Here is a 24,782-nt window from a genome sequence, read left to right on the forward strand (position 1 = left end):
CATCGAAATCATCGAAACGAACGGAATCCTTTAATTTTTTCAATCTTTTAATCATTTAATAAAAAAATAAATCAACATTTTAAATTTAAAAACGATGAACAAAACAACAATCAAGATCAGTGTGTTAGCGTTCTTAGGTTTTATGACCTATGGCTACGCACAGCAACAGCAGCAAGACCCTTACAGGGGTAAAGTAGGGATAAACACCATAGAGCCGAGTGCTACGATGGACATTCGCCCAAGTACAGCCAATGCTCAGAAAGAAGCCACCACTAACGAAGGGATTATTGCCCCGAAGCTAAGCAAGACGAGAATTGCTAATATTGAAACTCCTGTAGAAGGTACTTTGGTATATGCTACGGATGAAACTACTTCTCCTATTTCTGCTTATACAGGTAATGACCCTAAAGTAGCGAAGATTACGGAAAAAGGGTATTATTTCTATAATGGTACCGAGTGGATGAAAACCTCTTCCAATCTTTCAACATCAGATTTATTATGGGCAAAATGTCCAGGAATAAAAAATACTGCGAATGAAGCGGTTTGTTTGAAAAATGATTTTGGAAATATTGAATTAAAAGGAAATGGGGAAAAATCAGGTATTATCGTAAGAGTTTTTTCAGATATACCACAATATTCGGGAGGTTTTTCAACAATAAGATCTAGAGGTACTACACGAAGCCCTCAGGTTATAAGAAAGGGAGATAATTTACTTACCTTTGGTGGTGGTGGTTATGATGGTACTACTAATGGTAATTTTTTTAATACCTCAGCGATGTTTGGTTATGCTACTAAAGATTGGTCAGCAAATGAGCATTCTTCCAATCTTGAATTTCATACAACATTAGGTAAAATTAGGAAGAAACGGATGGAGATTTATGATGATGGTAAGGTGGGAATAGGAACTCTCAATGCACCTACTTCGCAGTTAGAAGTAATCCGAACAGATATAGTAACCAATGGATACAATAGACTGGCATCCTTTCTATCTCCTAATATGCCCCTCTCATCTAGCTCTCATATCATCATCGGCAAGGAACATTCTAAATATAATTCGGGAAGTATTGATTTTGTATTCAAAGCGAAAGATAGTAGCACAAATGGTATAGGATTCAATCTTTATGCCTCTGGTTTAAATTCAAATCCTGAAGGTCCTTATATTCTTTTTGCAAGAGGAGATGGAAATGTTGGAATTGGAACATCTTCTCCTGTTGAAAAACTTGATGTTAGAGGAAATGCAAAGTTTTCTATGAAAAATAATAATACTAGAATTGTTATCGAAACAGAAATAGAGAAATATGGACACTTAAGATTTTTAAGAAGAATTAATGGATCTAACACTGTATTGCGTTGGGATTCAGGAATGGATGATACAACTGAAACAGGAAGTAACCAAGGTTCAAATTATTATTTTAGAGCATTTGATGATAGCGGTCAACTTATAGGAAATAGAATGATTATCAAAAGGAATAATGGTAATGTGGGAATTGGAGTAAATAACCCAACTGAAAAGCTCGATGTAGCGGGTAATATTAAGTCGTCTTCTTTAGCAAGTAATGCAGGTAATCGTCATGTGTATGCAGATGCCAATGGAGTGTTAAAAATAGGTACTAATGATGTTACTACATTAGCCAGCTTATGGACGGAAGATGTTACTAATAATTCCATTAAACTTGCTGTAAATTCGGATGGTTCTACTCGTTCAAATACGGTTAGTATTTTAGATGATGGTAAAGTACATGCGTCTTCATTTATGGGTACCAATGGAGCTACCATCTTCCCAGATTATGTATTCCAAAAGTACTATACAGGGACTTCGTCTATCAAGGCAGATTACAATTTCAAATCATTGAGCCAAGTAGAAGATTTTGTAAAAACCAATGGACATTTACCAGGATATAAATCTGCGGAGACTATTAAAGCACAAGGTTATGTAGATTTAATGGAAACGCAGCTGACCAATGTGGAGAAAATAGAAGAGCTTTACTTGCATAGTATAGAGCAAGATAAAGCATTAAAAGCTAAAGATGCAGAGATTGCAGATTTAAAGCAGAGGCTTGAGAGATTAGAAAAATTAATTCAATAAATTTTATTTTGCCCTATCGGAGTTGCAGTTCTGATAGGGCTTTTTTTTATCAGTTTATGGCTATTGGCAGATGGCTATTGGCTATTAGCGAATAGCAGTTAGCTTCTAATCTCTAACATCTCATCTCCAACTTCTAAAATTTGTACTTTGTACCTCGTACAATTTCTCAAAAACACGGTTATATATTGTAATCAAATATTTTCGTACTTTTGGGATTATGATTAAAGCGAAAAATATTAGAAAATTCTATGGAGATTTAGAGGTACTCAAGGGGGTGGATATTACGGTGAAAGAAGGAGAAGTGGTCTCTATTGTAGGAGAATCAGGGGCTGGGAAATCTACGCTATTGCAAATCATAGGTACACTGGATCTACCTACGCATCCTGAAAAATATGGGACAGAAATACTTTTGGATGGGCAGTCTTATATTGCTATGAAAGATAGGGAGTTATCTAAATTTAGAAACAAACATATTGGTTTTGTATTTCAGTTTCATCAGTTGCTTCCAGAGTTTACGGCTTTGGAAAATGTGCTTTTACCTGCAAGAATAGCGGGTGCCTATAATGATGATACACTGGAGAAAGCGTATTCTTTATTTGAAGATTTAAGAATTATAGAAAGGCTTCACCATAAACCCAATGCCCTTTCGGGGGGAGAGGCACAGCGTGTGGCGGTGGTGAGGGCACTGATAAATTCTCCTAAAATCATCCTTGCAGATGAACCTACAGGGAATTTAGATTCTAAAAACGCAGATGACCTTCATCAGCTTTTCTTTGATCTCAGAGATAAGTACAATCAGACTTTCGTTATTGTTACTCACAATAAAGAATTGGCAGAAATTACGGATAGGAAATTAGTGATGAAAGATGGATTGATTATTTCGTAGTGAATAGATGGGAAAACACTTTTCTATATTGTTTTTATTTTGTTGGTTTGCTTTTTCATTTGGGCAGATAGGGAAGGATAGGCTATTGGAAATAGAAAAATTCATTCAAAAAGAAAAGTACAATTCAGACCTTGCGATATTCATTGATTTTAGAATTCCTTCTAATAAAAACCGTTTTTTCTTATACAGTTTTAAACGGCAGAGAATATTAGAAAAAGGATTGGTGGCACATGGGGCAGGTTCTGAGAAAGCTCATTCTTCTACGCTGATATTTAGTAATACAGAAAATTCTTACCAATCTTCTTTGGGGAAATATGAAATTGGTAAAAGTTATTCAGGGGCGTTTGGGAAATCTTATCGGCTGAAAGGGCTGGATGCTACCAATAATAAAGCGATGAAAAGAGCCATCGTACTTCATCCTTATGGCTGTGTTCCCGATGAGGAAACCTCAAAACCTATTTGCCTCAGTTTAGGATGTCCTATGGTATCTCAAAATTTTTTTAATACCGTTGCTCGGTACATTGATGCGTCTAATAAAATCATCATCATGTACGCGTATTATTAATTCAAAATCACTATTATGTCTATAAAATCTCTTGCCCAAGACGATAGACCGAGAGAAAAATTCATCCTGAAAGGCAAAGAATCCCTTTCGGACTCAGAATTATTGGCCATTATCATGGGCAGTGGAAACCGTGAGGAAAGTGCAGTGGAATTGGCAAGAAAAATACTCACTTCGGTAGAAAATAGTTGGCATAGGCTTGCTCAGCTCACGCTACCGGAACTCATGAAATTTAAAGGCGTAGGTGAGGCAAAGGCCATCTCCATGGCTACGGCGTTAGAGATAGGCAGGAGAAAATCTATGCAGGAACTTCCTGAATATCCTCAGATTAAAAGTAGTAGAGATGCTTTTCTCATTTTACATCCCCGCCTTGCCGACCTTAAAAAAGAAGAATTTTGGGTGCTTTTTCTCAATAACGCAGGTAGAGTAATTCATCAGGCAAGGTGCTCAGAAGGTGGATATACGGGAGCTTTAGTAGATATAAGAGTCATTTGTAGAATGGCATTAGAATATTACGCTACGGGAATCATTATCGCTCATAATCATCCTTCGGGGATACTGGTTCCGAGTTCAGAAGATCAAGATATTACCCGAAAAATAAATGAGGCTACTAAAACATTAGACATTCAGCTATTAGACCATATCATTATTACCGCATCAGATTATTATAGTTTTTCAGACCATCGTTTATTATGAAAATACATAAAATTCCTCATCATAAAATTGATTTTAATTTGTATGACAGATGCCTAGAAAATTCAGCACAGTATAGATATTCTGCTACTTCTACTTTTCTAAATGCGGTAGCAGGCAATCAGTGGGATATTATGGTATTAGGGAATTATGATGCGGTGATGCCTATCCCTTTTGTAAAAAAAATGGGAGTAAAGTTTGTACTCTTACCCAAACTCTGCCAGCAGTTGGGCGTTTTTTCTGCTCATGATTCTCAAGCTATGAATATGGAGTTTCATCGGTATCTGATGAAAAATTATTTCGTGGCGTATTATGCCTATAATCAGCACAATTCATTGCCTGATGATTTTAAATGCAGGCAAAACTTTATTCTTCAAAATCAGCCTTACGAAGAGGCATTCAGAAAATATTCTCCCAAAAGAAAAAGGAAACTCCGATTAGAAGAAGAGGTGGTGGAAAATGCTGTGTGGAGAGCTATTCCCTTTGAGGAAGGTAAAGATTTTATGCTTACCAATATGGTGGGGCATCGGCAAGAAAAAGATGCAATGGCGTATATAGATACGCTACATGCTTTATCGGAAACTGGAAGGATGTATTTCTATGCTTTTTACTATCATGGTGAAATCATTAATGCCTTAGCCTTGTACCAAGATACGAACGCCGTTGCATTACTGGGTACTTATAATGTAAAAGACAAAATAAAGCTCAATGGCTCTTCTAAACTGGTGGACTTTGCAATTTCAGAATGGATTTCTCAGAAAGACTTTGATTTTGAGGGAAGTGATGTACCTTCGGTAGAAGAGTTTTTTAGAGGCTTCAGACCTGCATTGTTTCATTATCCTACGGTGTTTTTTCATAAAAAAGAATTATTGAAACAATGGCATTGGCGTAAAATAGGCGGCTTATTCGGCTTTTGATCTTCTATAATTTATTTTTCAAGAGGAGGAGCGGTTTTGCTATTACGCATTAATTGTTTTTATTTTTTTCATTTTTTTTCATTATTTATATAAAGACTAAATAGTAATTATGTGGATTTGGTAAAAATATAATCATTTTAACAAAAAATTAACATTGATTGTTTTAACATTTCTTGATTTCTTGCGTCTAAGGAAGATGAAACACGATGATGGTTTCATTGGAAGAAATTATTAAAACTATGAAACAAACTCATGTGGCGAATGTATTTCGCCGTAAAACTTTAGGACTTACCTTCGTACTTTCTGCTGCTGCAATGGCTTTTGCACAAGAAAAAGTGAGCATTGCTGGAAATGTAAAATCTACCGATGGTGCGGTGATTCCTTATACTTCTATCGTATTTGAAAATAAAGCCAATAAGGCTCTGAATGATGCGGTACTTACAGATGATAAAGGGGTTTTTAAGCTGAGCTTAGTACCTGGTAGTTATACCGTAAAGATAGATGCAGTAGGGTTTAAAGCTAAAACTATGACTCAAAATATAGGGAAAGGAAACCTCCCTACTATCACTCTGGAGCCCGAAGGAAACGGAGCTAAAACCAAAGAAATAGACGCTGTGGTCATCACTGCAGCTCCAAAAGCGTATAAAGTAGAGCTAGATAAAAAAGTATATGACCCCTCTACGGACCTTATTTCCAAAGGAGGAAGCCTGCAAGATGTACTCTCTAATGTCCCTTCCGTAGATGTAGATACGGATGGAACGGTCTCTATGCGGGGGAGTTCTAATGTCCGTTTTCTTATCAATGGAAAACCATCAGCACTCCTTGGGATAGATGATGGTGCCAATGCACTTCGTGCTATTCCTGCGGACCAAATAGAAAGAATAGAGGTAATTACTAATCCGTCTTCTAAGTTCGAAGCCTCTGGAACAGCGGGAATTCTTAATATTATTTTGAAAAAAAATAAAAAATTAGGTTTCAATGGGAGCGTAACGGGAGCGGTAGGCTATTTACCTCAGACTATGTTGAATACCAACCTCAGCTGGAGAAAAGGGAATCTTGCTTGGTTCATCAATGGGGGCGGAAGCTATAGAAAAAACAGAGGGATATTTAATAGCTATTCTAATTACAAAAATGTAATGACCGATGGTAATATTACCCACTCTGAACAGCTCGGAACTAATTATAACGAGCAAAATAGTTATCATGGTGCTACGGGAATGGTTTATGATTTTAATGATAAAACATCTATGAATGCTTCCATTACGCTCAGAGCTTTTGATTCTCGTACTACAGGAAGCATTGATATTACCGAAGAGAGACGAAATACAGCTCCACTCTATAGCCATAGAGACGAAAATGGTAATGGTAAGAATAATACGGTGCAAGGAGACTTTGGGATAGACCATAAGTTTAATCAACAAGGGCATAACCTAAGCCTCGCAGTGAGCCTTCAGCAGACTAAAAATGAAAATGATTCCTTTATGAGGGAGTTTAATAATTCCATCTTAGGGCAGAATGATGAAATGAACCAGAACTCCACAAGAAAAACGGCTTTAGGGAAATTGGATTATGAATTGCCTATCGGGGAAAATTCTAAATTAGAAGCGGGGTATCGTTTAGATATTAATCATAATATTTATGACAATGTCCTCAATACCGATTCCGTGATGAATAGCGTTCAGGCAGTGGCTGACCTTTATTCTAATACTACCGATTATAAGGAAATGTTTAATGCCGCTTATGTGCAGTTTAAGAGTAAATTAGGAAATTTGAGTTACCAATTGGGATTGAGAAATGAACATTCTAATATTGACATTGATTATAGAAATAAGGCTGGAGATGTATTGGTAAAAAATAAAAATTATAATAATCTTTTCCCAAGTGTATATCTGAGTTATGATATTTCTAAAAATAATCAGATTCTACTCAATTATAGCAGAAGAATAGACCGTCCGCGTTCATTTTTCCTCGTTCCCTATGGGAGATACAGCAGCCCGAGAACGCTTTTTGCAGGAAATATAGATTTAGACCCTTCATTTGTAGATTCTTATGAGTTAGGATACAATTATTCTAAAGGAAAACTGACCATAAACCCTACGCTCTATTACAGGCGTTCAAATAATGAGGTGAGAATGGTAACCTACAGAGCAGATGAAAGAGTGAATACGCTCTATTCCATGCCGATTAATAATGGAGTGGAGGCTCGCTATGGATTGGATTTCAACTTCTCTGCGGAACTTTTGCCATGGTGGAAATGGATGGGGAGCTTTAATATCTTCGGGTACGATAACTCTGGATACTATACCTTTAATGTGATAGATGCCAATGGGAATACCGCACAAAGATTTAGGGATTTCTCAGGAAATGGACTTTCCACTATCGCAAGGCTTACCTCTAGCTTTAGGGTAGATAGAACTTTTAATATTCAGCTTCAAGGTTTTTATAGAGGAGCAGAAAGAACGGTTTCTACCAAGAGAAATTCTATGTACGCACTGAATTTCGGAGCTTCTAAAACCATTTGGAAAGGAAATGGAACCATTGCATTTAATATCCAAGATATTTTCAGTACTAGAAGAATGAATAATTTTACTTTTTCTGATGTAATGGATTCTGAAGTTTATATGCAATGGATGCCGAGACAGATGTCGCTTACATTCACTTACCGATTCAGACAAGGGGAAAAAGTAGAGCTTCCGCGTAAAAAACAAGATAGAAATGGAGGGTATGACGAAGGAGCAGATATGCCACCGATGTAAAATTTCATTACCATGAAAAATAAAAACGGCCAGAAAATTTTGTTTTCTGGCTGTTTTTTATGAATATACCGAATTTGTGATGTTTTTTTAGTAAATAACAAAAAAAAAGCCTTACAATTGTAAGGCTTTTTTGTGAGCGCGAAAGGATTCGAACCTTTGACCGTCTGCTTAGAAGGCAGATGCTCTATCCAGCTGAGCTACGCACCCATTGTGTAAAACACAAAAATTCCCGAAGGAACTTTTTGTCGGGGTGGCAGGATTCGAACCTGCGACCTCCTGGTCCCAAACCAGGCGCGATGACCGGACTACGCTACACCCCGAGATTTTTGTGCGGAGGGTATGAGATTCGAACTCATGCGACACTTTCGCGTCGACAGTTTAGCAAACTGCTCCGTTAACCACTCCGGCAACCCTCCTTGCAAATAGTAATGAACTTCTATTCCGTAATTGCGAGTGCAAATATAGAGGGTATTTTTCTAAATACCAAATTTTTTTTAGACTTTTTTTTCATATTTTTACAAAATAATTCATCAAAATAAAATTTAAAATGCGTAAAATGATATATACCAGTGTGTTATCGGTTTTGGTTTTTTCTTGTGCTACTCCTAAAAAAGGAGTGGTACGCAATGTGTCTTCTAAAAAAACAACTGTCATCCCACCGAAGAAGAAAGAAAAAAATCCATCTCATGCACAGCATGCCCACCTGACAACACAAGAAAAGAAGCCTCAAATTACTCATTTTGGGAATTTAGACTTTTTTAAAGAGAATATTTCTAATCCTGCTAAAAATGATAATACCATCAGCTATGGCTCCATTGTTTCTGCAAAACCTATGGGATATATGGTTACTAAAAACCATTTTCCTTCTTTAGGGCAAGGATTTAGGCAGAGGTATATTATTTTGCACTATACTGCACTGAATAATGAGGCATCGCTTAGAGTGCTTACCCAGCAGGCAGTAAGTGCACATTATTTGGTCAATGATACGGAGGATAATGAAATTTACCAGTTGGTAGATGAGAATAAAAGAGCTTACCACGCTGGGGTGAGCTATTGGAGAGGGAATAACAATCTGAATGATTCTTCCATTGGTATAGAGATTGTGAATCAGGCGAAAGATGTACCTGGCGGATATTACTTCCCAGACTTTCCCGATTATCAAGTGAAAAAAGTAGCTGAATTGGTAAAAGATATTGCCAATAGATACGGAATCCTTCCACAGAATATATTGGCACATTCAGATATCGCTCCTACCAGAAAACAAGATCCAGGGCCTAAATTTCCTTGGAAAAAACTATATACTGACTACGGAATAGGCATGTGGTATGATGAAGATGCTAAGGAAAGGTTTATGGTGCAGCTCGTTAATGAGGATTTATATGCTCCATCGGTCATATATCAATATCAAAAAGATTTAAACCAATTTGGTTTTAATATTGCTACCTCAGGCATGGTAGATGAGGCGACGAAAAAAACAATTACTGCTTTCCAATATCGTTTCAGACCCGAAAACTATGACGGAATTATGGATGTAGAGACCTATGCCATACTCAAAGCTCTTTTGCAGAAATATCCTTGATGAATACTATCAGAAATAACCATGATTTGTGATTAGAAAAAAATCTTTGTATGAGAATGAATAAAGTAATCATCACCGTTTTCTTTTTGCTAATGGTCAATATTTCTTTTAAAAGCCAAACCATTTCCATTATAGATAGTTTGGATTCAAAGCCAGTTTCTTTTGTAGAGGTGGTGATGGACGGAAAGCTGTTTTATGCAGATTCATTGGGGAAGTTTAGAGTGCATCGAACATTTGATGAATTGGTACTTAGGAAAGAAGGGTATTATGATAAAAAGGTGAATGCGTTCACTGGAAAGATATTGCTGTCTCAAAAAGTGGTTCGTATTCCCGAAGTACATTTGGCGAAAAGAGAAAAGAAAACTTTTGGTTTTCCTGCCAAGAAAAATCGTTCTGTTAGATTGTCTTCCATAACGCCTCGTTCGGTAGAGCTGGGATATCTTATTGAGAATCCGTATCAAAAATCGGGCATACTAAAATCCATGATGCTTCCCATGAAAAAGGTGTTTGACAATGAGAATGCACGGCTTTTTATTCGTTTTTACCCTATAGAAAATGGTGTTCCTGCCAAAGAACCTATTGATAATAGTTTAGTAATCATCGGGCTAAATCAAATGGTTAAAAATAAAAACAATATTCCATTAGAGAATATTCCTATTTCGGAGGAAGGGATACTGCTTTCGGTACAAGTGATAGAAGCGTTTGGCACTTCGGATGTAAATCAACCCATAAAATCCTCCGTTCAATTCTTTAGTTCTAGTAAAAAAGTACCGTTTTTTATCCGTAATACGCAGAAAGAGTGGAAACGATTTGAAGAGGATTTTCCTTTGATAGGCGTTTCTTTTGAAGGTAGGTTTTAATATTTACGAAAAGGTCAATAGTTTTTGTATCTTTGTGTGCAAACTTCTAATATATACTTATCATGAATTACAGAAAAGAATCCGATCTCTTAGGCGAGCTACAAGTACCAGCCAATGCGTATTATGGTGTACAAACGCAAAGAGCCATAGAGAATTTTAAAATATCTGGTCAAACTCTTTCTTCTTACCCTGAATTTATTCGTGCCTTGGCTTGGGTGAAGAAAGGAGCAGCCATGACCAATCACTCTTTCGGGCTATTGAATGATGAACTTTACCAGAATATCCTCTTAGCGTGTGATGAGCTGGCTACTGGCAAGTATAATGCTGAGTTTCCTATTGATATGATTCAGGGAGGGGCAGGGACTTCTGTGAATATGAACGCTAATGAGGTCATCGCTAATATCGTCCTCGAAAAAATGGGTAAAGAAAAAGGAGATTATACGCATTGCTCTCCCAATGACCATATTAATCTTTCTCAATCTACCAATGATGCCTATCCTACGGCAATAAAATTAGCCCTTCTTCAGATGAATGAAAAATTGGTAGAGAAACTCGCTTCCATCGTAAAGGCGTTTAGAGCAAAAGGGGAAGAATTTCAGGATGTTATCAAAATGGGAAGAACGCAGCTCCAAGATGCTGTCCCGATGACATTAGGGCAAGAGTTTGAAGCTTTTGCAGCTACTCTGGAAGAAGATGTGGAAAGGCTGAACAATAATGCAAAACTTTTCGTAGAGGTGAATATGGGAGCTACCGCTATAGGAACGGGACTGAATGCACCGCTAGGCTATGCCAAGAAATGTGCTGAAAATCTTGCAGATATTACGGGTTATCCTATCGTTTCTGCACCGAATTTAGTAGAAGCTACTCCTGATACAGGCTCGTATGTGATTTATTCTTCGGCAATGAAAAGATTGGCAGTAAAACTCTCTAAAATATGCAATGATTTAAGGTTACTCTCTTCGGGACCTCGTGCAGGGTTGTATGAGATTAATCTTCCTCCTATGCAGCCTGGCTCTTCCATTATGCCAGGAAAAGTGAATCCAGTAATTCCAGAAGTAGTGAACCAAGTGTGTTATAAAATCATAGGGAATGACCTTACCGTAACCTTTGCTGCGGAGGCAGGACAGCTTCAGCTTAATGTAATGGAACCCGTGCTTTCTCACGCCATTATGGAGAATATCCAGTTCCTTTGCAATGCACTAGATACCCTTAGAGAAAAATGTGTAGTAGGCATCACTGCCAATAAAGAAGTATGCCTGAATATGGTGAAAAATTCCATCGGAATTGTTACAGCATTGAATCCTGCATTGGGCTATAAAACATCCACTGCAATTGCTAAAGAAGCATTAGAAACAGGGAAAAGCGTTTATGATTTGGTGTTAGAGAAAAATCTTCTTTCAGAAAAAGAACTGAATGATTTGCTCGATCCGAAGAATATGCTACAATCGCATTAAAAACAATTTACATGAAAAAGGCTAGGGTTTTATTATTTCTTGGGATATTATCCTTATTTTCTTGTATTTCAGATAGAATTGATGATAAAGAAACTATAAACTCTTATGAAGAGATAGTAGAAATAATAGATAAACACTATTTTACGGAAAATAGTATTTACCAGAAAAATCTTTTATTGACAAATAAAAATATTGATTGGGATAATACATATATTTCCCAAGAGGATAATAAAATTGTATTGATTATTATTCCTGTCAAGAATGATGACAATATGGTATTGGAACGGTTTTCTTTCAGAATAGATAGTAATGTAATACAAGGTCATTTATGGAGATTTGAATCGGATGGAACGCCTTTCGATGAGGAAGATTATAGACTTTCTTCACATGACATCATGAAAAAAATGAAAGGTAAGGTTTCGTATGTGTCTTTGGATGCAGATTCTCAGTACGAAATATTAATCAATAAAGGAAATATTATTAATGATATCTATGTTAATCATCAGAGAGGAGATGTAAATGCCAGATGTGGAATGAATTGTCACTCAAATGGTGAACCTCCTGCTACTGAAATTCCTCCTGTCTATATTCATGTTCCTCCCAAACCGATAATTCCTCCCGCAGGCTGGCAACCATTACCTCCTATACCATCGCCACCTATTGTCATTATCCCACCTCGTCCACCTAAACAAACTAACCCACCTAAAGATCCACCGTGTGAAAAGATAAAATCGGGAACTGATAAGGCAAATGAACTGGGAAAAACGCAAAAATTTAAGAATGCTGTACAAGACATTAAAAATGCTTTTAATGCAAATGGAAATGAAAACGGAGTAGCAATAGGTAGCCATACCCCTAATGGTAATCCAAATTATACGCCTGTGCAAAATTTTGGTACAAATAGCGGAACTGTGAATTCCCCTTTTCCCTATCCGATAGCAGATATACACAATCACCCCAATAACTCACCTCCGTCTTTTGGAGATGTATACAGCATGATGCAGTATCATCTGCAGTATGGCTCTTTTAACATGAGATTTATCATTACTTCTGGTGGAACGGTATATGCTTTAGTGGTAACAGACCCTAATGCTATAGCACAGTTTTTGAAGAAATTTCCCAGTGTACAAGTGCCAGGATATCCTCCTACTTTGCCACCTAATTTATTTAATGAATGGAATGATATGCGTCTGGATATAGGAGAAGCAGGAGCTTTATCTCATATATTAGAGACCTACAACGCAGGGGTAGCACTTACTAAAATGGACAGTGCGGGGAGATTTAGGGGAGTAAGAACCAAAAAGAAAGCAGGAAGTCCAGGTGGTGGATATCAGGTAGATTTATGTCCTTAAGAAATACTAAATTAAATATTATAAATGATGAAACAGCTTGTAAAACTTTTCAGTTTTTTTGGTATTGTATTTTGTACCCATGGTATGGCTCAAACAATAGAGAAAGTAGGTATAAAAGATGCTTCCGTACTTGTTGCTCATAAACAAGATTTTGTAGGTAAGCCTCTTTCTTATCTATTGTCTAAAATGGACAAAAGTACGATAAAATCTGTTAGTTATGGACCTAATAGAAATCGAGAAGAAGTTCATATGATTTCATTTCGGCAAATGACTTACCAAAGTTATTTAAAGACCTGGGATAAAGAAATTAATGATAGACCTACACAATTAGTGGTTATTTTTAATCAAAATTGGGATTTGAGCAAAGGAAAACCTTGTTATATTAAGGAAGATTCTACTTGTGTGAAATGGACAGAAAAAGATGAGAAAATCCTTGGAGGTTTAGTAGTACATGACATCTATGTGTTAGGAAGAAATTAATGAAACAGCTTATAAAACTTTTCAGTTTTTTTGGTATTGTATTTTGTACCCATGGTATGGCTCAAACAATAGAGAAAGTAGGTATAAAAGATGCTTCCGTACTTGTTGCTCATAAACAAGATTTTGTAGGTAAGCCTCTTTCTTATCTATTGTCTAAAATGGACAAAAGTACGATAAAATCTGTTAGTTATGGACCTAATAGAAATCGAGAAGAAGTTCATATGATTTCATTTCGGCAAATGACTTACCAAAGTTATTTAAAGACCTGGGATAAAGAAATTAATGATAGACCTACACAATTAGTGGTTATTTTTAATCAAAATTGGGATTTGAAGAAGGGTAAATATTGCTATCCTAAAGAAAATCCTACTTGTGTGAAATGGACAGGAAAAGATGAGAAAATCCTTGGAGGTTTAGTAGTACATGACATCTATGTGTTAGGTAGGAATTAATGAAAGAAAATATATGACTTTTACCATTATCATTCCGGCACATAATGAAGCAGCGACTTTAAGCGATTGTTTAGAGTCGCTTTTTCTACAGACTTATCCTTATTTTGAGGTCATGGTGGTGAATGATGGTTCACAAGATGAGACTCAAACTATTATTGATGCGTATTGTGAGAAAGATGCTCGTTTTCATGGGATTGCATTACCGAAATCAGAGCATCAGCCGGGTGCTAAAGTGGTGAATACTTTTAACGAAGGGCTGAGTGCCATTACCCCCAAGGAGATTATTTGTAAATTTGATGCGGATATTATTTTCCCTCAGGACTATTTAGAGAAAATTGTAGCCCTTTACCAGTCAGATGAAAGGGTGGGCATGGCATCGGGCATCGTGTATATTCTCAAGGATGATGTACTTCTCCATAAGGAGAAAGTTTTTGATTTTAAGGACGATAATAATTGGCAATTTGAATCAATTTCATCTAAAAATCATGTTCGTGGTCCCATCAAAAGCTATAGAAAAGAGTGCTTTATGGCGATGAATGGATTAAGACCTATTTTAGGCTGGGATAATATAGATGTCATGCTAGCACAGATGAATGGATTTACGGTGCGTACATTACCTGAACTTTGGGTAAAGCATCTTCGTCCTACTGCTCATTTGTACCGAAAAGAAAAGTACCAAAAATTGGGTAAATATTTCCGAAATATTGGGCTAAGTTTTCCTTTGGCGGCACTTTCTGCATTTAAAGTGAGTCTTAAAGATAAAAATATCATCTCATGGTGGATTATGATGAGGTATTTTCTCACTCAGCCTCGTCCTGTGGTACTTTCTGATGAGGAAATACGGTTTATTAGGAAACTGAGGTGGAAGATGATGGGGAAATAGCTGTCTTTCAATGGTGTGTAAATGATAGTGAATAAATAATTAAAATAAAAAAATATGATAACGGTATTATCTGATGAATTTAGTTTGGTGCATTCTTTTGTAAATCAGCTTCGTTCGGTAGAGATACAGAACGACCGAATGAAATTTAGAAGAAATCTAGAGCGAATAGGTGAGATAGCAGCATATGAAATTTCTAAAAAACTTCCTTCTATTCCTGTAGAAATTAGGACGCCATTGGCAATGTATCAGGGTAAAGAACTAGAAAAACAGCCTGTACTGGTAACTATACTTAGAGCAGGAATTCCTTTGTTTGAAGGTATATTAAACTATTTTGATCAGGCAGATTGTGGTTTTGTGGCGGCATACAGAAAGCATGATTCTAATGATTATTTTACCATTCAGCAGGATTATCTCACTTGTCCTGAGATAGAAAATAGACCGCTCATAGTGGCAGACCCTATGCTTGCAACAGGAGCGAGTTTAGTAGAAGCTCTGAAGGATTTGCTCAAAATAGGTAAGCCATCAGAATTGCACATTGTGGCAGCAATAGGTAGTGAACAAGGAGTAAAAGCAGTTGCTGAGGCTTTTCCGGAAGCTCATATTTGGATAGGAGCTGTGGATGAAGCACTGACCGAAAAGGGCTATATCTCACCAGGATTAGGAGATGCAGGGGATTTGTCCTTTGGGAAAAAATTGCAGTTTTAGTACTTTCCTGAGGTAATATGATAATTTGTATTAAAATAGTTAGGGAATAGCGTCGTACCTTATATAAAAAACCACTTCCATGAATTTCTATTCATGGAAGTGGTTTTTTTTGATGGGCTTTCTTTTTATTGAAAGTAGTATTACCCTCCTATTAACCAGTTGGAGTAAGTCTCCCATGTGAAAGACCTTTTTCCTCCCATGGTGGCAAATACAAAATAATAAAACACTACGAAACAAATCATGATAAGATAGAGATATCTCCTTAAATTAATGGAAGAAACCGCTGCGATGATATTCGGAATAGTGACACTAGAAAAGAGTAAGTAATAAGAAACCAATCGAGTAGAGAAAACAGGGCTGTTTCTAAAGATAAAATACAAACATATCCCAGCTACTGTAAGGTTTCTCATATATTCATAATAGGGTACTCTTTGTTCAGATTCTTTGTTAAATGCAAGAATGAAATAGAGGTAAAAAAAAGTTTGTAAATCTAGTAGCCTTATTTTTCCTGTATCTTCGTGTACTATGGTTTCATAGTTTTGATAATCTTGCATCACTTCTTTAGGGGTAATATTTTCTAATAAAGAAATGCTACTATATACTTCAAAAGGAGAAAGTAGAATGCTTATTCCTACTAGAGAAGCAATCATCCATTTTTTGAGTGGTACTTTCACTAACCAATATGCCAATACGAAGGTGATGGAAGAGTTGTGGAAATTAAATGCAATAAACATCAAAAGCAGGAAAAGCCATAATTTCCTTTCTTTAATGGTCCAAAACGATATGAAAACAATGGCAGTGGCAATGGCCTGTCTCATATGCCCCATGTCTCCCATGAAAAAAGTAGGAAACATATACAGCAAAAAACTCAAAGCAGGGTAGGCACTGTTTTTAGTAATAAATAGGTATTTTGATGTAATGGTAAAAATAGCTGTAAGGATAACAAAAAATGTAAATGGTAACTTCAGTGCATATACTATTTTGCCATAAAGCACATACATCCATTCTACCCCCCATATATTATCTTTCATTTCCTTAATGCTAAAGGACATAGTACTACCAAACTGGTTGTACATTGCTTGATATGCTAAATCATCAATCATCAAGTTCCTAAATCCAGTAAGGATGATAAGGAAAGCAATAACTAACCATGTTAATTTGCTAGGTTTGTATGCTCCGTTTCTTAGTTCCGAAATACTGATAAAGATGAGTGTGATAACAGCAATGGTAAAATATGGATGTAAAAAACTGATTCCCATAATTTTTTATTATGCAACTTGTAATTTTTGCAAAGATAATGAAACAGCATTAGATTTAAACTTAAATTTTATTTTTCCATGAATGAATATTACTTTTGTAAAAAAATCTTAACATGAGATTTTTCGGATTTTTATTTATGTTTTTTTATGCTATAGTGTTTGGGCAGAGCAAGGATACTTTAAGTGTAAAACAACAACGGAATACTTTTGAAAAAAAACAATTATGGATTCCAGCGGGTGCTATGGCATCTTCGGTGGCGATAGAGTGGGCAAGAAATCCTGTGGTGAAAAAAGGTAGTTTAGCAGGCGGAAAGGAAGTATTGGCACTGCATGGCTCTGCAGAAGATTTTTTACAGTTCGTTCCGTATGTTGCTACATATGGTTTGGAATGGATAGGTATGCAACCCAAAACTGATTGGAAAAATAGAACAGTCATTATAGCAAAAGGCAGTTTGCTCAATTTTTCACTGACCTTAGGAATGAAATATCTATTCGCAAATGAAAGACCTGATGGTACGCAGTACAGCTTTCCTTCAGGGCATACAGCGAATGCTTTTGCTGGAGCTACCTTCCTAAGTATGGAATATGGAGAACATTATCCTTGGATACCCTATGTAGCGTATGGAATGGCATCAATGGTAGGAGGAATGCGCATCTATCATCAAAGACATAGACTTTCTGATGTGCTATTTGGAGCAGGAATAGGGATACTATCTTCTGAAATAGCGTACTGGACACATCAGTACAAATGGAATTCACGAAAAACAGATAAAGACCCAATGACTGTACTTTATCAGAATAATGAACAATTTGAAAATTAAGATTGGATATATGAAAAAAATACTTTTAGGAGCGGCTGTTCTTTTCATGCACAGCATGGATGCTCAGAAACAAAAATTCACCATGGCGGAAGCGGTAAACGGGCTTCGTTCTTCGCTAGCAATACAGAACATTCAGCAGTTTTCTTGGTTGGAAAATCAAGATGCCTATTTCCAAGGAGTGAAAAATGCCTATCTGAAAACCGATATTAAAACAGGGAAAAAAGATACGCTGGTATCCCTTTCACAGCTTAATGCCATCGGAGGGCATACATTTGCGGCAATGCCAAGAATTACTTTTATAGACGAAAATAAAGGCTATTTTCAAAAACAATATCGTTATTTCTGGTTGGAAAAAAAGAATAATACATGGAGTATTTCGGAGATGATGGGTGTGGATAATGAGGCGGAGAATGTCTATTTCAGTAAGAAAAAAGATATGCAAGTATTTACCCGAACGAATAATTTGTATATCAGAAATGGCGGTCAGCTAACTCCTATTACTCAAGAGCAAAACCCGAATATCATCAGTGGACAATCGGTACACCGTCAAGAGTTTGGGATTGATAAGGGAATTTTCGTTTCACCGAATGAAAATAAAATTGCCTTCTATAAGATGGATGAATCTATGGTAGAAGATTACCCTATCGTGGAATGGCATACTACACCCGCTCAAAATAAAAATATTAAATACCCAATGGCAGGGAGAACTTCCCACCAAGTGAAACTTGGGATTTATTCCATCGCTCAAAATAAGACCATCTACCTCAATATCGATGGGGAAAAAGACCAATACCTCACTGCGGTTACTTGGAGTCCTGATGAGAAGACCATCTTCGTAGGCGTACTCAATAGAGGACAAAATCATCTAAAGTTTAATCAATACAATGCTGAAACTGGAGCTTTTATCAAAACACTTTTCGAGGAAAAATCAGATAAATATGTAGAACCTCAGCATGCTGCCATTTTCTTCCCTCATTCTGCTAAAGATTTCATTTGGCAAAGCCAAAGAACGGGCTACAATCATCTTTTTCATTATCATGTGGATAAAGGGTTGATAGGGCAAATTACCAAAGGAGACTGGCTGGTAAATAGTGTGTTAGGATTTTATGAGAAGAATAATGAAATTATTATTTCAGGAACTAAAGATTCTCCACTACAGAAAAACTTATATAAAGTCAATTGGAAAAACAAAAAAATCACTAGAATCAATACTCATTTGGGAGTGCATAATGCTGCTTTGAGCAAATCAGGAGCGTATCTCTATGATGTATATTCAGCTAAAAATACACCTAGAAAGGTGGATATCATTCATCTCTCCACAGGAAAGGTACAAAATCTACTCACCGCCGAAGACCCTTTGAGAAATTTTGATAGACCCCAAATACAGCTGGTAACACTGAAAGCGGATGACGGTACACCTTTGTACGGAAAACTCATTAAACCTACGAACTTTGATGCCAATAAAAAATATCCAGTCATTGTATATCTTTATAATGGTCCACACTTACAGTTGGTAACAGATGCTTTCCCAGAAAGTGGGAACCTTTGGTATGAGTATATGGCACAGCGTGGTTTTGTAGTATTCACCATGGACGGAAGAGGTTCTAGCAATAGAGGATTGGCTTTTGAACAGGCAGTTTTCAGACAGCTCGGAGAGGTGGAAATGAAAGATCAGCTCAAAGGGGTGGAGTATCTTAAATCTTTACCCTTCGTGGATGCTAAGAGAATGGGAATTCATGGCTGGAGTTTTGGTGGATTTATGACCACCAGTTTCATGCTGAAGTATCCCGATGTATTTAAAGTTGGAGTGGCTGGTGGTCCAGTAATAGACTGGAGAATGTACGAAGTGATGTACACCGAAAGATATATGGATACGCCTCAAGAAAACCCTGAAGGCTATGCGAAAGCCAATCTCCTGGATAAAGTGGAAAATTTAAAGGGCAAACTCCTTATGATTCATGGTGCTCAGGATGATGTAGTGGTATGGCAACACTCTATAGATTTCTTAAAATCTGCTGTGGATAAAGGAGTGCAGGTGGATTATTTCGTGTATCCAGGGCATGCACATAATGTAGTAGGCAGAGATAGGGTGCATCTTATGCAAAAAGTAACAGATTATTTTGAACAGCATCTGAAAGAAAAATAATGATGATGCCATCATAAAAGTCTCCCGAGATGTTTGGGCGATGAATGATGAATGCATAATGCTGACAAAATATAAAAAAGGAGACCATTATGTAACGCATAAATCCTTTGGAACAAACTCAAACGATGAATGATGAAAACATAAAATCTCCCTCAGAAAACAAAGGAGTCATTTATGAAAGCATAGTGCATGGGCATCGTTTATTGTCTTGAGATAATGTTTTGATGGCGATGATAATGGCAACAACCATATAGGTATGTAGAATTCATTCGATATGCCTATATGGTTTTTTTAGTTCGTAATTTACCCTATGGAGTACGATGACAAGGTATAGACACTTTTGATAAAGTGCTTCCAAGTCGTATTAAAACTCAAGGGATTTGTACAAAAACTATAAATACTTTTAGTTTGCAACTGCCCTCTTTGGTAGAGGGGGAGCTTTCTGTCTATAGCATTTTTTTGGCTTTAAAAGCCCATTGTCAATAGTTTTATTTTCATTCAATTTCCGTATTTTTGTGCTTTAATACTATTTTCAATGAAAAAAATCCGTGTAAGATTCGCACCTAGCCCTACAGGGCCACTCCACTTAGGAGGTGTGAGAACTGCCTTATATGATTATCTTTTTGCTAAAAGCCAAGGCGGTGATTTCGTCCTAAGAATAGAAGATACAGATACCGCAAGATTTGTCCCAGGTGCTGAGGATTATATTCAGGAAGCACTAGAGTGGTGCGGCATCATTCCGGATGAAAGCCCTAAACATGGTGGAAACTATGGACCTTATAGACAGAGCGAAAGAAGGCACATCTATGACCAATACATTGATGAAATTCTAAAAACGGATTATGCCTACATTGCTTTTGACACCCCTGAAGAGCTAGACGCTATCCGTAAAGAGTTTGAAGAAAAAGGGGAGGTATTCTCCTATAATTATCAAACCAGAACTCGGCTGAGAAATTCCGTAGCTTTGCCGAAAGAAGAGGTAGAACGGTTATTAGCAGATAAAACGCCTTTTGTTATTCGTTTTAAAATGCCTTTTGATAGAGTATTACAGCTGAATGATATCATCCGAGGAAGTTTTACCGTAAATACCAATGCTTTAGATGATAAGGTTTTGGTAAAAAATGACGGAATGCCTACCTATCATTTTGCTAATATCATTGATGACCATGAGATGGAAATCACGCATGTCATCCGTGGTGAAGAATGGTTACCCTCTTTGGGATTACATACTTTGTTATATGAAGCCATGGGCTGGGAGGCACCACAATTTGCTCATTTGTCATTGATTTTAAAACCCGAAGGTAAAGGTAAACTCAGCAAGAGAGATGGAGCCAAGTTGGGATTTCCAGTTTTTCCATTGGATTTCCATGATGAGGCTACGGGAGAAACATTCATGGGCTATCGTGAGCAAGGCTATATCCCTGCAGCTTTTATTAATTTCTTAGCATTACTAGGATGGAGCCCTGCCGATGATCAAGAAATCCTTTCTATGGATGAAATGATCGCCCAGTTTGACCTGCATAAAGTCCATAAAGCAGGAGCTAGATTTTCTAAAGAAAAAGCCGAATGGTTTAATCATGAATACCTTCAGAAATGTACAGACCAAGAGGTTTTGGAGCTTATAAGAAATCAGAAGAATATTTCTTTAGCATCAATAGACACAGAAAAACTACTCAAGGTTATCAGTATGCTGAAAGAGCGAGTTAATTTCCCACAAGAAATCATGGAACAAGGAAAGTATTTCTTTGAAGCTCCCAATGTGTACGATGAAAAAGCCGTGAAAAAAGCGTGGAATGAAGCTACACCATCGTTATTAACACAGCTGAAAGAAGAGGTAAGCAATGCAGGAGAAAACGCAGATTACAAGCAATTGATTCATCATATCGCAGAGAAAAATGAAGTGGGTATGGGGAAAGTGATGATGCCACTGAGATTAGCCCTCGTAGGAGAACTGAAAGGACCAGATGTACCTGATATTATTTCTGTTCTGGGTAAAGCAGAAACAGTGCATAGGATAGAAAATGCTTTGGCTAAGTTATCATAATTATCCATAGTTACTAAAATTTGCGTACATTTGAAAAAATTAAACTTACAGATGGAATATTTAAGTTTTGAACAACCGATAAAAGAGCTGATGGATCAGTACCAAACCTGTTCACTCGTAGGGGAAGATGCTGGGGTAGATGTAAAGTTGGCTTGCTCACAAATTGAAGATAAAATCATAGAAAAGAAAAAGGAAATTTATGGTAATCTTACACCATGGCAAAGAGTACAGCTCTCTAGACATCCCAATAGACCTTATACTTTAGATCATATTCATGGCATGGTAGATAAAGGTTCTTTTTTAGAACTTCATGGGGATAGAAATTTCGGGGACGACCCTGCTATGGTAGGTGGCTTAGCTACTATAGATGGACATAAAGTAATGATTATAGGTACCCAGAAAGGGCGTACTACCAAAGAAAGACAACACAGAAGATTCGGGATGCCTAACCCTGAGGGATATAGAAAGGCGTTGAGACTCATGCAGCTGGCAGAGAAATTCCGAATTCCTGTGGTTACCTTGGTGGATACTCCTGGGGCTTATCCAGGATTAGAAGCAGAGGAGAGAGGACAAGGAGAGGCTATTGCAAGGAATATTTTTGAGATGTCTAGGCTGAAAACGCCTATTTTCACTTATGTCATTGGAGAAGGTGCTAGTGGTGGAGCCTTAGGCATAGGAGTAGGCAATAAAGTGTATATGTTAGAGAATACTTGGTACACGGTTATCGCTCCTGAATCTTGTTCTTCTATTCTTTGGAGAAACTGGGATCATAAAGAAGATGCAGCTAATGCACTTAAACTTACTCCGAAAGATGCTTTAGAGCATGGGTTCATTGATGCCATTATTGAGGAGCCTCTGGGAGGAGCACATTATGACCCTGCTGCTTCTAGCATAAATCTCAAAAACTCTATCCTGAACAATATTAAAAGCTTTGCTAAGTTTACGCCAGAACAATTGGTAGAACAAAGACAAAATAAATTCATAGCTATGGGGAAATTCAAGGGATAGTGTCCCTTTGTGCAATAAATTAAAATAGAAAAAGTCGCTTATACTATATAAGCGACTTTTTGTTAGTACATTATTTATATCTCAAATATTGTCTCTTTAAGGTTTGGAAATTAGGTGGTTTAAATTCTCTTGTTTATTGGATAAATATCATCAAAGGGCTGAGCTTATGAGATTTTAAACTGAATATAGGTAATGGTTTTCCCTTTTGCAGCAAATAGCTGCTCGTAATAAGTCTGAATTTCTCTTAATAAAGGTACATTAGGGTCGTATTCTGGAGCCCCATAGATATCATGATGTGCAGTAACTATCTCATGTCCCAATCCTTCTAATAATCCCAAGGTGTAGCCATGAAGATATTCAGAATCGGTCTTCAGATGAACGATGCCCTCTTTTTTTAGAATCTTTTTGTACTTATTGAGGAAAATAGGGTTGGTCAGTCTATGTTTGGTTCTTCGGTACTTGATTTGCGGGTCAGGGAAAGTAATCCATATTTCATCCACTTCATTTTCATCAAAGAAGAGGTCTATGAGTTCTATCTGTGTTCTAAGAAAGCAAACATTGTCCATGCCTTTAGCGATGGCTTCTTTGGCTCCGAACCAAAACCGAGCCCCTTTGATATCTACACCGATGAAGTTTTTTTCTGGAAAAGCCTCAGCAAGCCCTACAGAATATTCTCCTTTTCCGCAGCCGAGCTCTAAGACAATGGGATTTTCATTCTTAAATACTTCGGTACGCCATTTCCCTTTCAGTGGGTACCCCGCCAGTGCTTCATCTCTGGTAGGCTGAATTACATTCTGTAGTGTTTTGTTTTCTTCAAATCTTCTTTTTTTATTTTTTCCCATTATCTTATTTTCAACCTTTCGATTTTTTTTTTAACCTTGTAATTTTTAGACTAGTGAATATGTTTTTCTGCGTGATAAGAGCTTCTTACTAGTGGCGAGCTCTCCACATGGCGAAATCCAAGACTTTCAGCAAAAACGCGATATTCTTCAAACTCTTCTGGGGTAATGAAACGCTTTACTGCCAAATGTTTTTTAGTCGGCTGGAGGTATTGTCCTAATGTAATGATATCTACATTGGCATTTCGTACATCCTCTATTGCTTCGAAGACCTCCTCTTTCGTTTCTCCTAGTCCTAGCATGATGCCTGTTTTGGTGCGTCTTTGTCCTGCTTCTTTAAGGTATCGGAGTACCTCTAGGCTTCTTTCGTATCGGGCTTGTATTCTTACCTCTCGGGTCAGTCTTTTCACGGTTTCCATATTGTGAGAAATCACTTCTGGTGCCACAGCAACCAATCGGTCAATATGTTTGGTGATACCTTGAAAATCAGGAATGAGTGTTTCCATGGTGGTGCCAGGTGATATTCTTCTTACCGCATTCACTGTTTCTGCCCAAAGGATAGAGCCCATATCTTTCAGGTCATCTCTATCTACAGAGGTAAGTACGGCATGTTTTATTTTCATAAGTTTTATGGAGCGAGCTACCTTTTCGGGTTCGTCCCAGTTCACATCCATAGGTTTTCCTGTTTTTACGCCACAGAAGCCACAGCTTCTGGTACATATATTCCCTAGAATCATGAAAGTAGCAGTTCCTTCTCCCCAGCATTCTCCCATATTAGGACAGCTTCCACTTTGGCAAATGGTGTTCAGTTTATATTTGTCCACCAAAGTTCTCAGTTCGCGATAATTTTTCCCAGTAGGGAGTTTTACTCTGATCCATTTTGGCTTTTGTACCGTAGTATTTTGACTAAGATTTTCCATAGTATGAATATCGGGTACAAATGTAAAGAAAATTCACGAAGTAAAATACAAGCATTGAGGTTGGTCTTAAAACCGTTTCC

Annotated in this window: 21 protein-coding genes and 3 tRNA genes; 18 read left to right on the plus strand and 6 right to left on the minus strand. The window is 37.1% G+C overall.

Features of this window, described 5'->3' with window-relative positions; translation table 11 throughout:
* Positions 1-94 precede the first annotated feature (94 nt).
* From HMPREF9699_RS10780 to HMPREF9699_RS03640, 6 genes are all read left to right on the plus strand, one after another.
* On the plus strand, positions 95-2,086 hold the full coding sequence (locus HMPREF9699_RS10780) for a hypothetical protein (RefSeq protein ID WP_002662500.1): 1,992 nt from the start codon (positions 95-97) through the stop codon (positions 2,084-2,086).
* Between the two features lie 217 nt (positions 2,087-2,303).
* Positions 2,304-2,972 (plus strand): ABC transporter ATP-binding protein, encoded by a 669-nt coding sequence (locus HMPREF9699_RS03620; protein ID WP_002662502.1) that lies wholly within the window; start codon positions 2,304-2,306, stop codon positions 2,970-2,972.
* A 28-nt stretch (positions 2,973-3,000) separates the two neighbouring features.
* Positions 3,001-3,537 (plus strand): murein L,D-transpeptidase catalytic domain-containing protein, encoded by a 537-nt coding sequence (locus tag HMPREF9699_RS03625; RefSeq protein ID WP_245946072.1) that lies wholly within the window; start codon positions 3,001-3,003, stop codon positions 3,535-3,537.
* Between the two features lie 15 nt (positions 3,538-3,552).
* Positions 3,553-4,230 (plus strand): RadC family protein, encoded by a 678-nt coding sequence (gene radC / locus HMPREF9699_RS03630; protein WP_002662506.1) that lies wholly within the window; start codon positions 3,553-3,555, stop codon positions 4,228-4,230.
* Complete coding sequence (locus tag HMPREF9699_RS03635; protein WP_002662508.1) at positions 4,227-5,144, plus strand: hypothetical protein; 918 nt, start codon at positions 4,227-4,229, stop codon at positions 5,142-5,144. Before radC ends, HMPREF9699_RS03635 begins: the two co-directional genes overlap by 4 nt.
* A gap of 206 nt (positions 5,145-5,350) precedes the next feature.
* Entirely contained in the window at positions 5,351-7,900 is a 2,550-nt protein-coding gene (locus HMPREF9699_RS03640; protein WP_002662510.1) for a TonB-dependent receptor domain-containing protein, read from the plus strand.
* 133 nt (positions 7,901-8,033) lie between these two features.
* Here the strand turns inward: HMPREF9699_RS03640 and HMPREF9699_RS03645 are convergent.
* The 3 genes from HMPREF9699_RS03645 to HMPREF9699_RS03655 form a co-directional block, all read right to left on the minus strand.
* A tRNA-Arg gene (locus HMPREF9699_RS03645) sits at positions 8,034-8,107 on the minus strand.
* Positions 8,108-8,145: 38 nt separating this feature from the next.
* Positions 8,146-8,220, minus strand: a tRNA-Pro gene (locus HMPREF9699_RS03650).
* 11 nt (positions 8,221-8,231) lie between these two features.
* Positions 8,232-8,316, minus strand: a tRNA-Ser gene (locus HMPREF9699_RS03655).
* A 131-nt stretch (positions 8,317-8,447) separates the two neighbouring features.
* Here HMPREF9699_RS03655 and HMPREF9699_RS03660 point away from each other — a divergent pair.
* The 8 genes from HMPREF9699_RS03660 (at position 8,448) to upp (ending at position 15,665) form a co-directional block, all read left to right on the plus strand.
* Positions 8,448-9,479, plus strand: coding sequence for an N-acetylmuramoyl-L-alanine amidase (locus HMPREF9699_RS03660; protein ID WP_002662511.1), 1,032 nt, complete (start codon positions 8,448-8,450; stop codon positions 9,477-9,479).
* A gap of 50 nt (positions 9,480-9,529) precedes the next feature.
* A complete protein-coding gene (locus HMPREF9699_RS03665) occupies positions 9,530-10,339 on the plus strand; it encodes a hypothetical protein (RefSeq protein ID WP_002662512.1) in 810 nt (269 codons plus the stop codon).
* 62 nt (positions 10,340-10,401) lie between these two features.
* Positions 10,402-11,793 (plus strand): aspartate ammonia-lyase, encoded by a 1,392-nt coding sequence (gene aspA, locus HMPREF9699_RS03670; protein ID WP_002662513.1) that lies wholly within the window; start codon positions 10,402-10,404, stop codon positions 11,791-11,793.
* Positions 11,794-11,804: 11 nt separating this feature from the next.
* Complete coding sequence (locus HMPREF9699_RS03675; protein WP_002662514.1) at positions 11,805-13,145, plus strand: hypothetical protein; 1,341 nt, start codon at positions 11,805-11,807, stop codon at positions 13,143-13,145.
* Positions 13,146-13,169: 24 nt separating this feature from the next.
* Positions 13,170-13,625: a hypothetical protein gene (locus tag HMPREF9699_RS03680; protein WP_034985509.1), complete on the plus strand. Its 456-nt coding sequence runs from the start codon at positions 13,170-13,172 to the stop codon at positions 13,623-13,625.
* On the plus strand, positions 13,625-14,077 hold the full coding sequence (locus tag HMPREF9699_RS03685; RefSeq protein ID WP_002662516.1) for a hypothetical protein: 453 nt from the start codon (positions 13,625-13,627) through the stop codon (positions 14,075-14,077). Before HMPREF9699_RS03680 ends, HMPREF9699_RS03685 begins: the two co-directional genes overlap by 1 nt.
* Before the next feature lie 13 nt (positions 14,078-14,090).
* Positions 14,091-14,960, plus strand: coding sequence for a glycosyltransferase family 2 protein (locus HMPREF9699_RS03690; RefSeq protein WP_002662517.1), 870 nt, complete (start codon positions 14,091-14,093; stop codon positions 14,958-14,960).
* A 54-nt stretch (positions 14,961-15,014) separates the two neighbouring features.
* Positions 15,015-15,665 carry a uracil phosphoribosyltransferase gene (upp, locus tag HMPREF9699_RS03695; protein ID WP_002662518.1) on the plus strand — a complete coding sequence of 217 codons (651 nt, stop codon included), beginning with the start codon at positions 15,015-15,017 and terminating at the stop codon, positions 15,663-15,665.
* 140 nt (positions 15,666-15,805) lie between these two features.
* Here upp and HMPREF9699_RS03700 read toward each other — a convergent pair whose 3' ends face one another.
* Positions 15,806-16,924: an EpsG family protein gene (locus tag HMPREF9699_RS03700; protein ID WP_002662519.1), complete on the minus strand. Its 1,119-nt coding sequence runs from the start codon at positions 16,922-16,924 to the stop codon at positions 15,806-15,808.
* 113 nt (positions 16,925-17,037) lie between these two features.
* Between HMPREF9699_RS03700 and HMPREF9699_RS03705 the strand changes: the two genes are divergently transcribed.
* The 4 genes from HMPREF9699_RS03705 (at position 17,038) to HMPREF9699_RS03720 (ending at position 22,943) form a co-directional block, all read left to right on the plus strand.
* Entirely contained in the window at positions 17,038-17,745 is a 708-nt protein-coding gene (locus HMPREF9699_RS03705; protein WP_002662520.1) for a phosphatase PAP2 family protein, read from the plus strand.
* Positions 17,746-17,755: 10 nt separating this feature from the next.
* Positions 17,756-19,891 (plus strand): S9 family peptidase, encoded by a 2,136-nt coding sequence (locus tag HMPREF9699_RS03710; RefSeq protein ID WP_002662522.1) that lies wholly within the window; start codon positions 17,756-17,758, stop codon positions 19,889-19,891.
* Between the two features lie 535 nt (positions 19,892-20,426).
* Positions 20,427-21,935, plus strand: a complete 1,509-nt coding sequence (gltX, locus tag HMPREF9699_RS03715; RefSeq protein ID WP_002662525.1) for a glutamate--tRNA ligase — start codon at positions 20,427-20,429, stop codon at positions 21,933-21,935.
* A gap of 51 nt (positions 21,936-21,986) precedes the next feature.
* Positions 21,987-22,943, plus strand: a complete 957-nt coding sequence (locus tag HMPREF9699_RS03720; protein ID WP_002689059.1) for an acetyl-CoA carboxylase carboxyltransferase subunit alpha — start codon at positions 21,987-21,989, stop codon at positions 22,941-22,943.
* A 164-nt stretch (positions 22,944-23,107) separates the two neighbouring features.
* Here HMPREF9699_RS03720 and trmB read toward each other — a convergent pair whose 3' ends face one another.
* Both trmB and lipA read right to left on the minus strand, forming a co-directional pair.
* Positions 23,108-23,785: a tRNA (guanosine(46)-N7)-methyltransferase TrmB gene (trmB, locus tag HMPREF9699_RS03725; protein WP_002662529.1), complete on the minus strand. Its 678-nt coding sequence runs from the start codon at positions 23,783-23,785 to the stop codon at positions 23,108-23,110.
* A gap of 50 nt (positions 23,786-23,835) precedes the next feature.
* Entirely contained in the window at positions 23,836-24,702 is an 867-nt protein-coding gene (gene lipA / locus HMPREF9699_RS03730; RefSeq protein ID WP_002662530.1) for a lipoyl synthase, read from the minus strand.
* Positions 24,703-24,782: the final 80 nt, after the last annotated feature.

The sequence above is a fragment of the Bergeyella zoohelcum ATCC 43767 genome (assembly GCF_000301075.1).
Classification (GTDB): domain Bacteria; phylum Bacteroidota; class Bacteroidia; order Flavobacteriales; family Weeksellaceae; genus Bergeyella; species Bergeyella zoohelcum.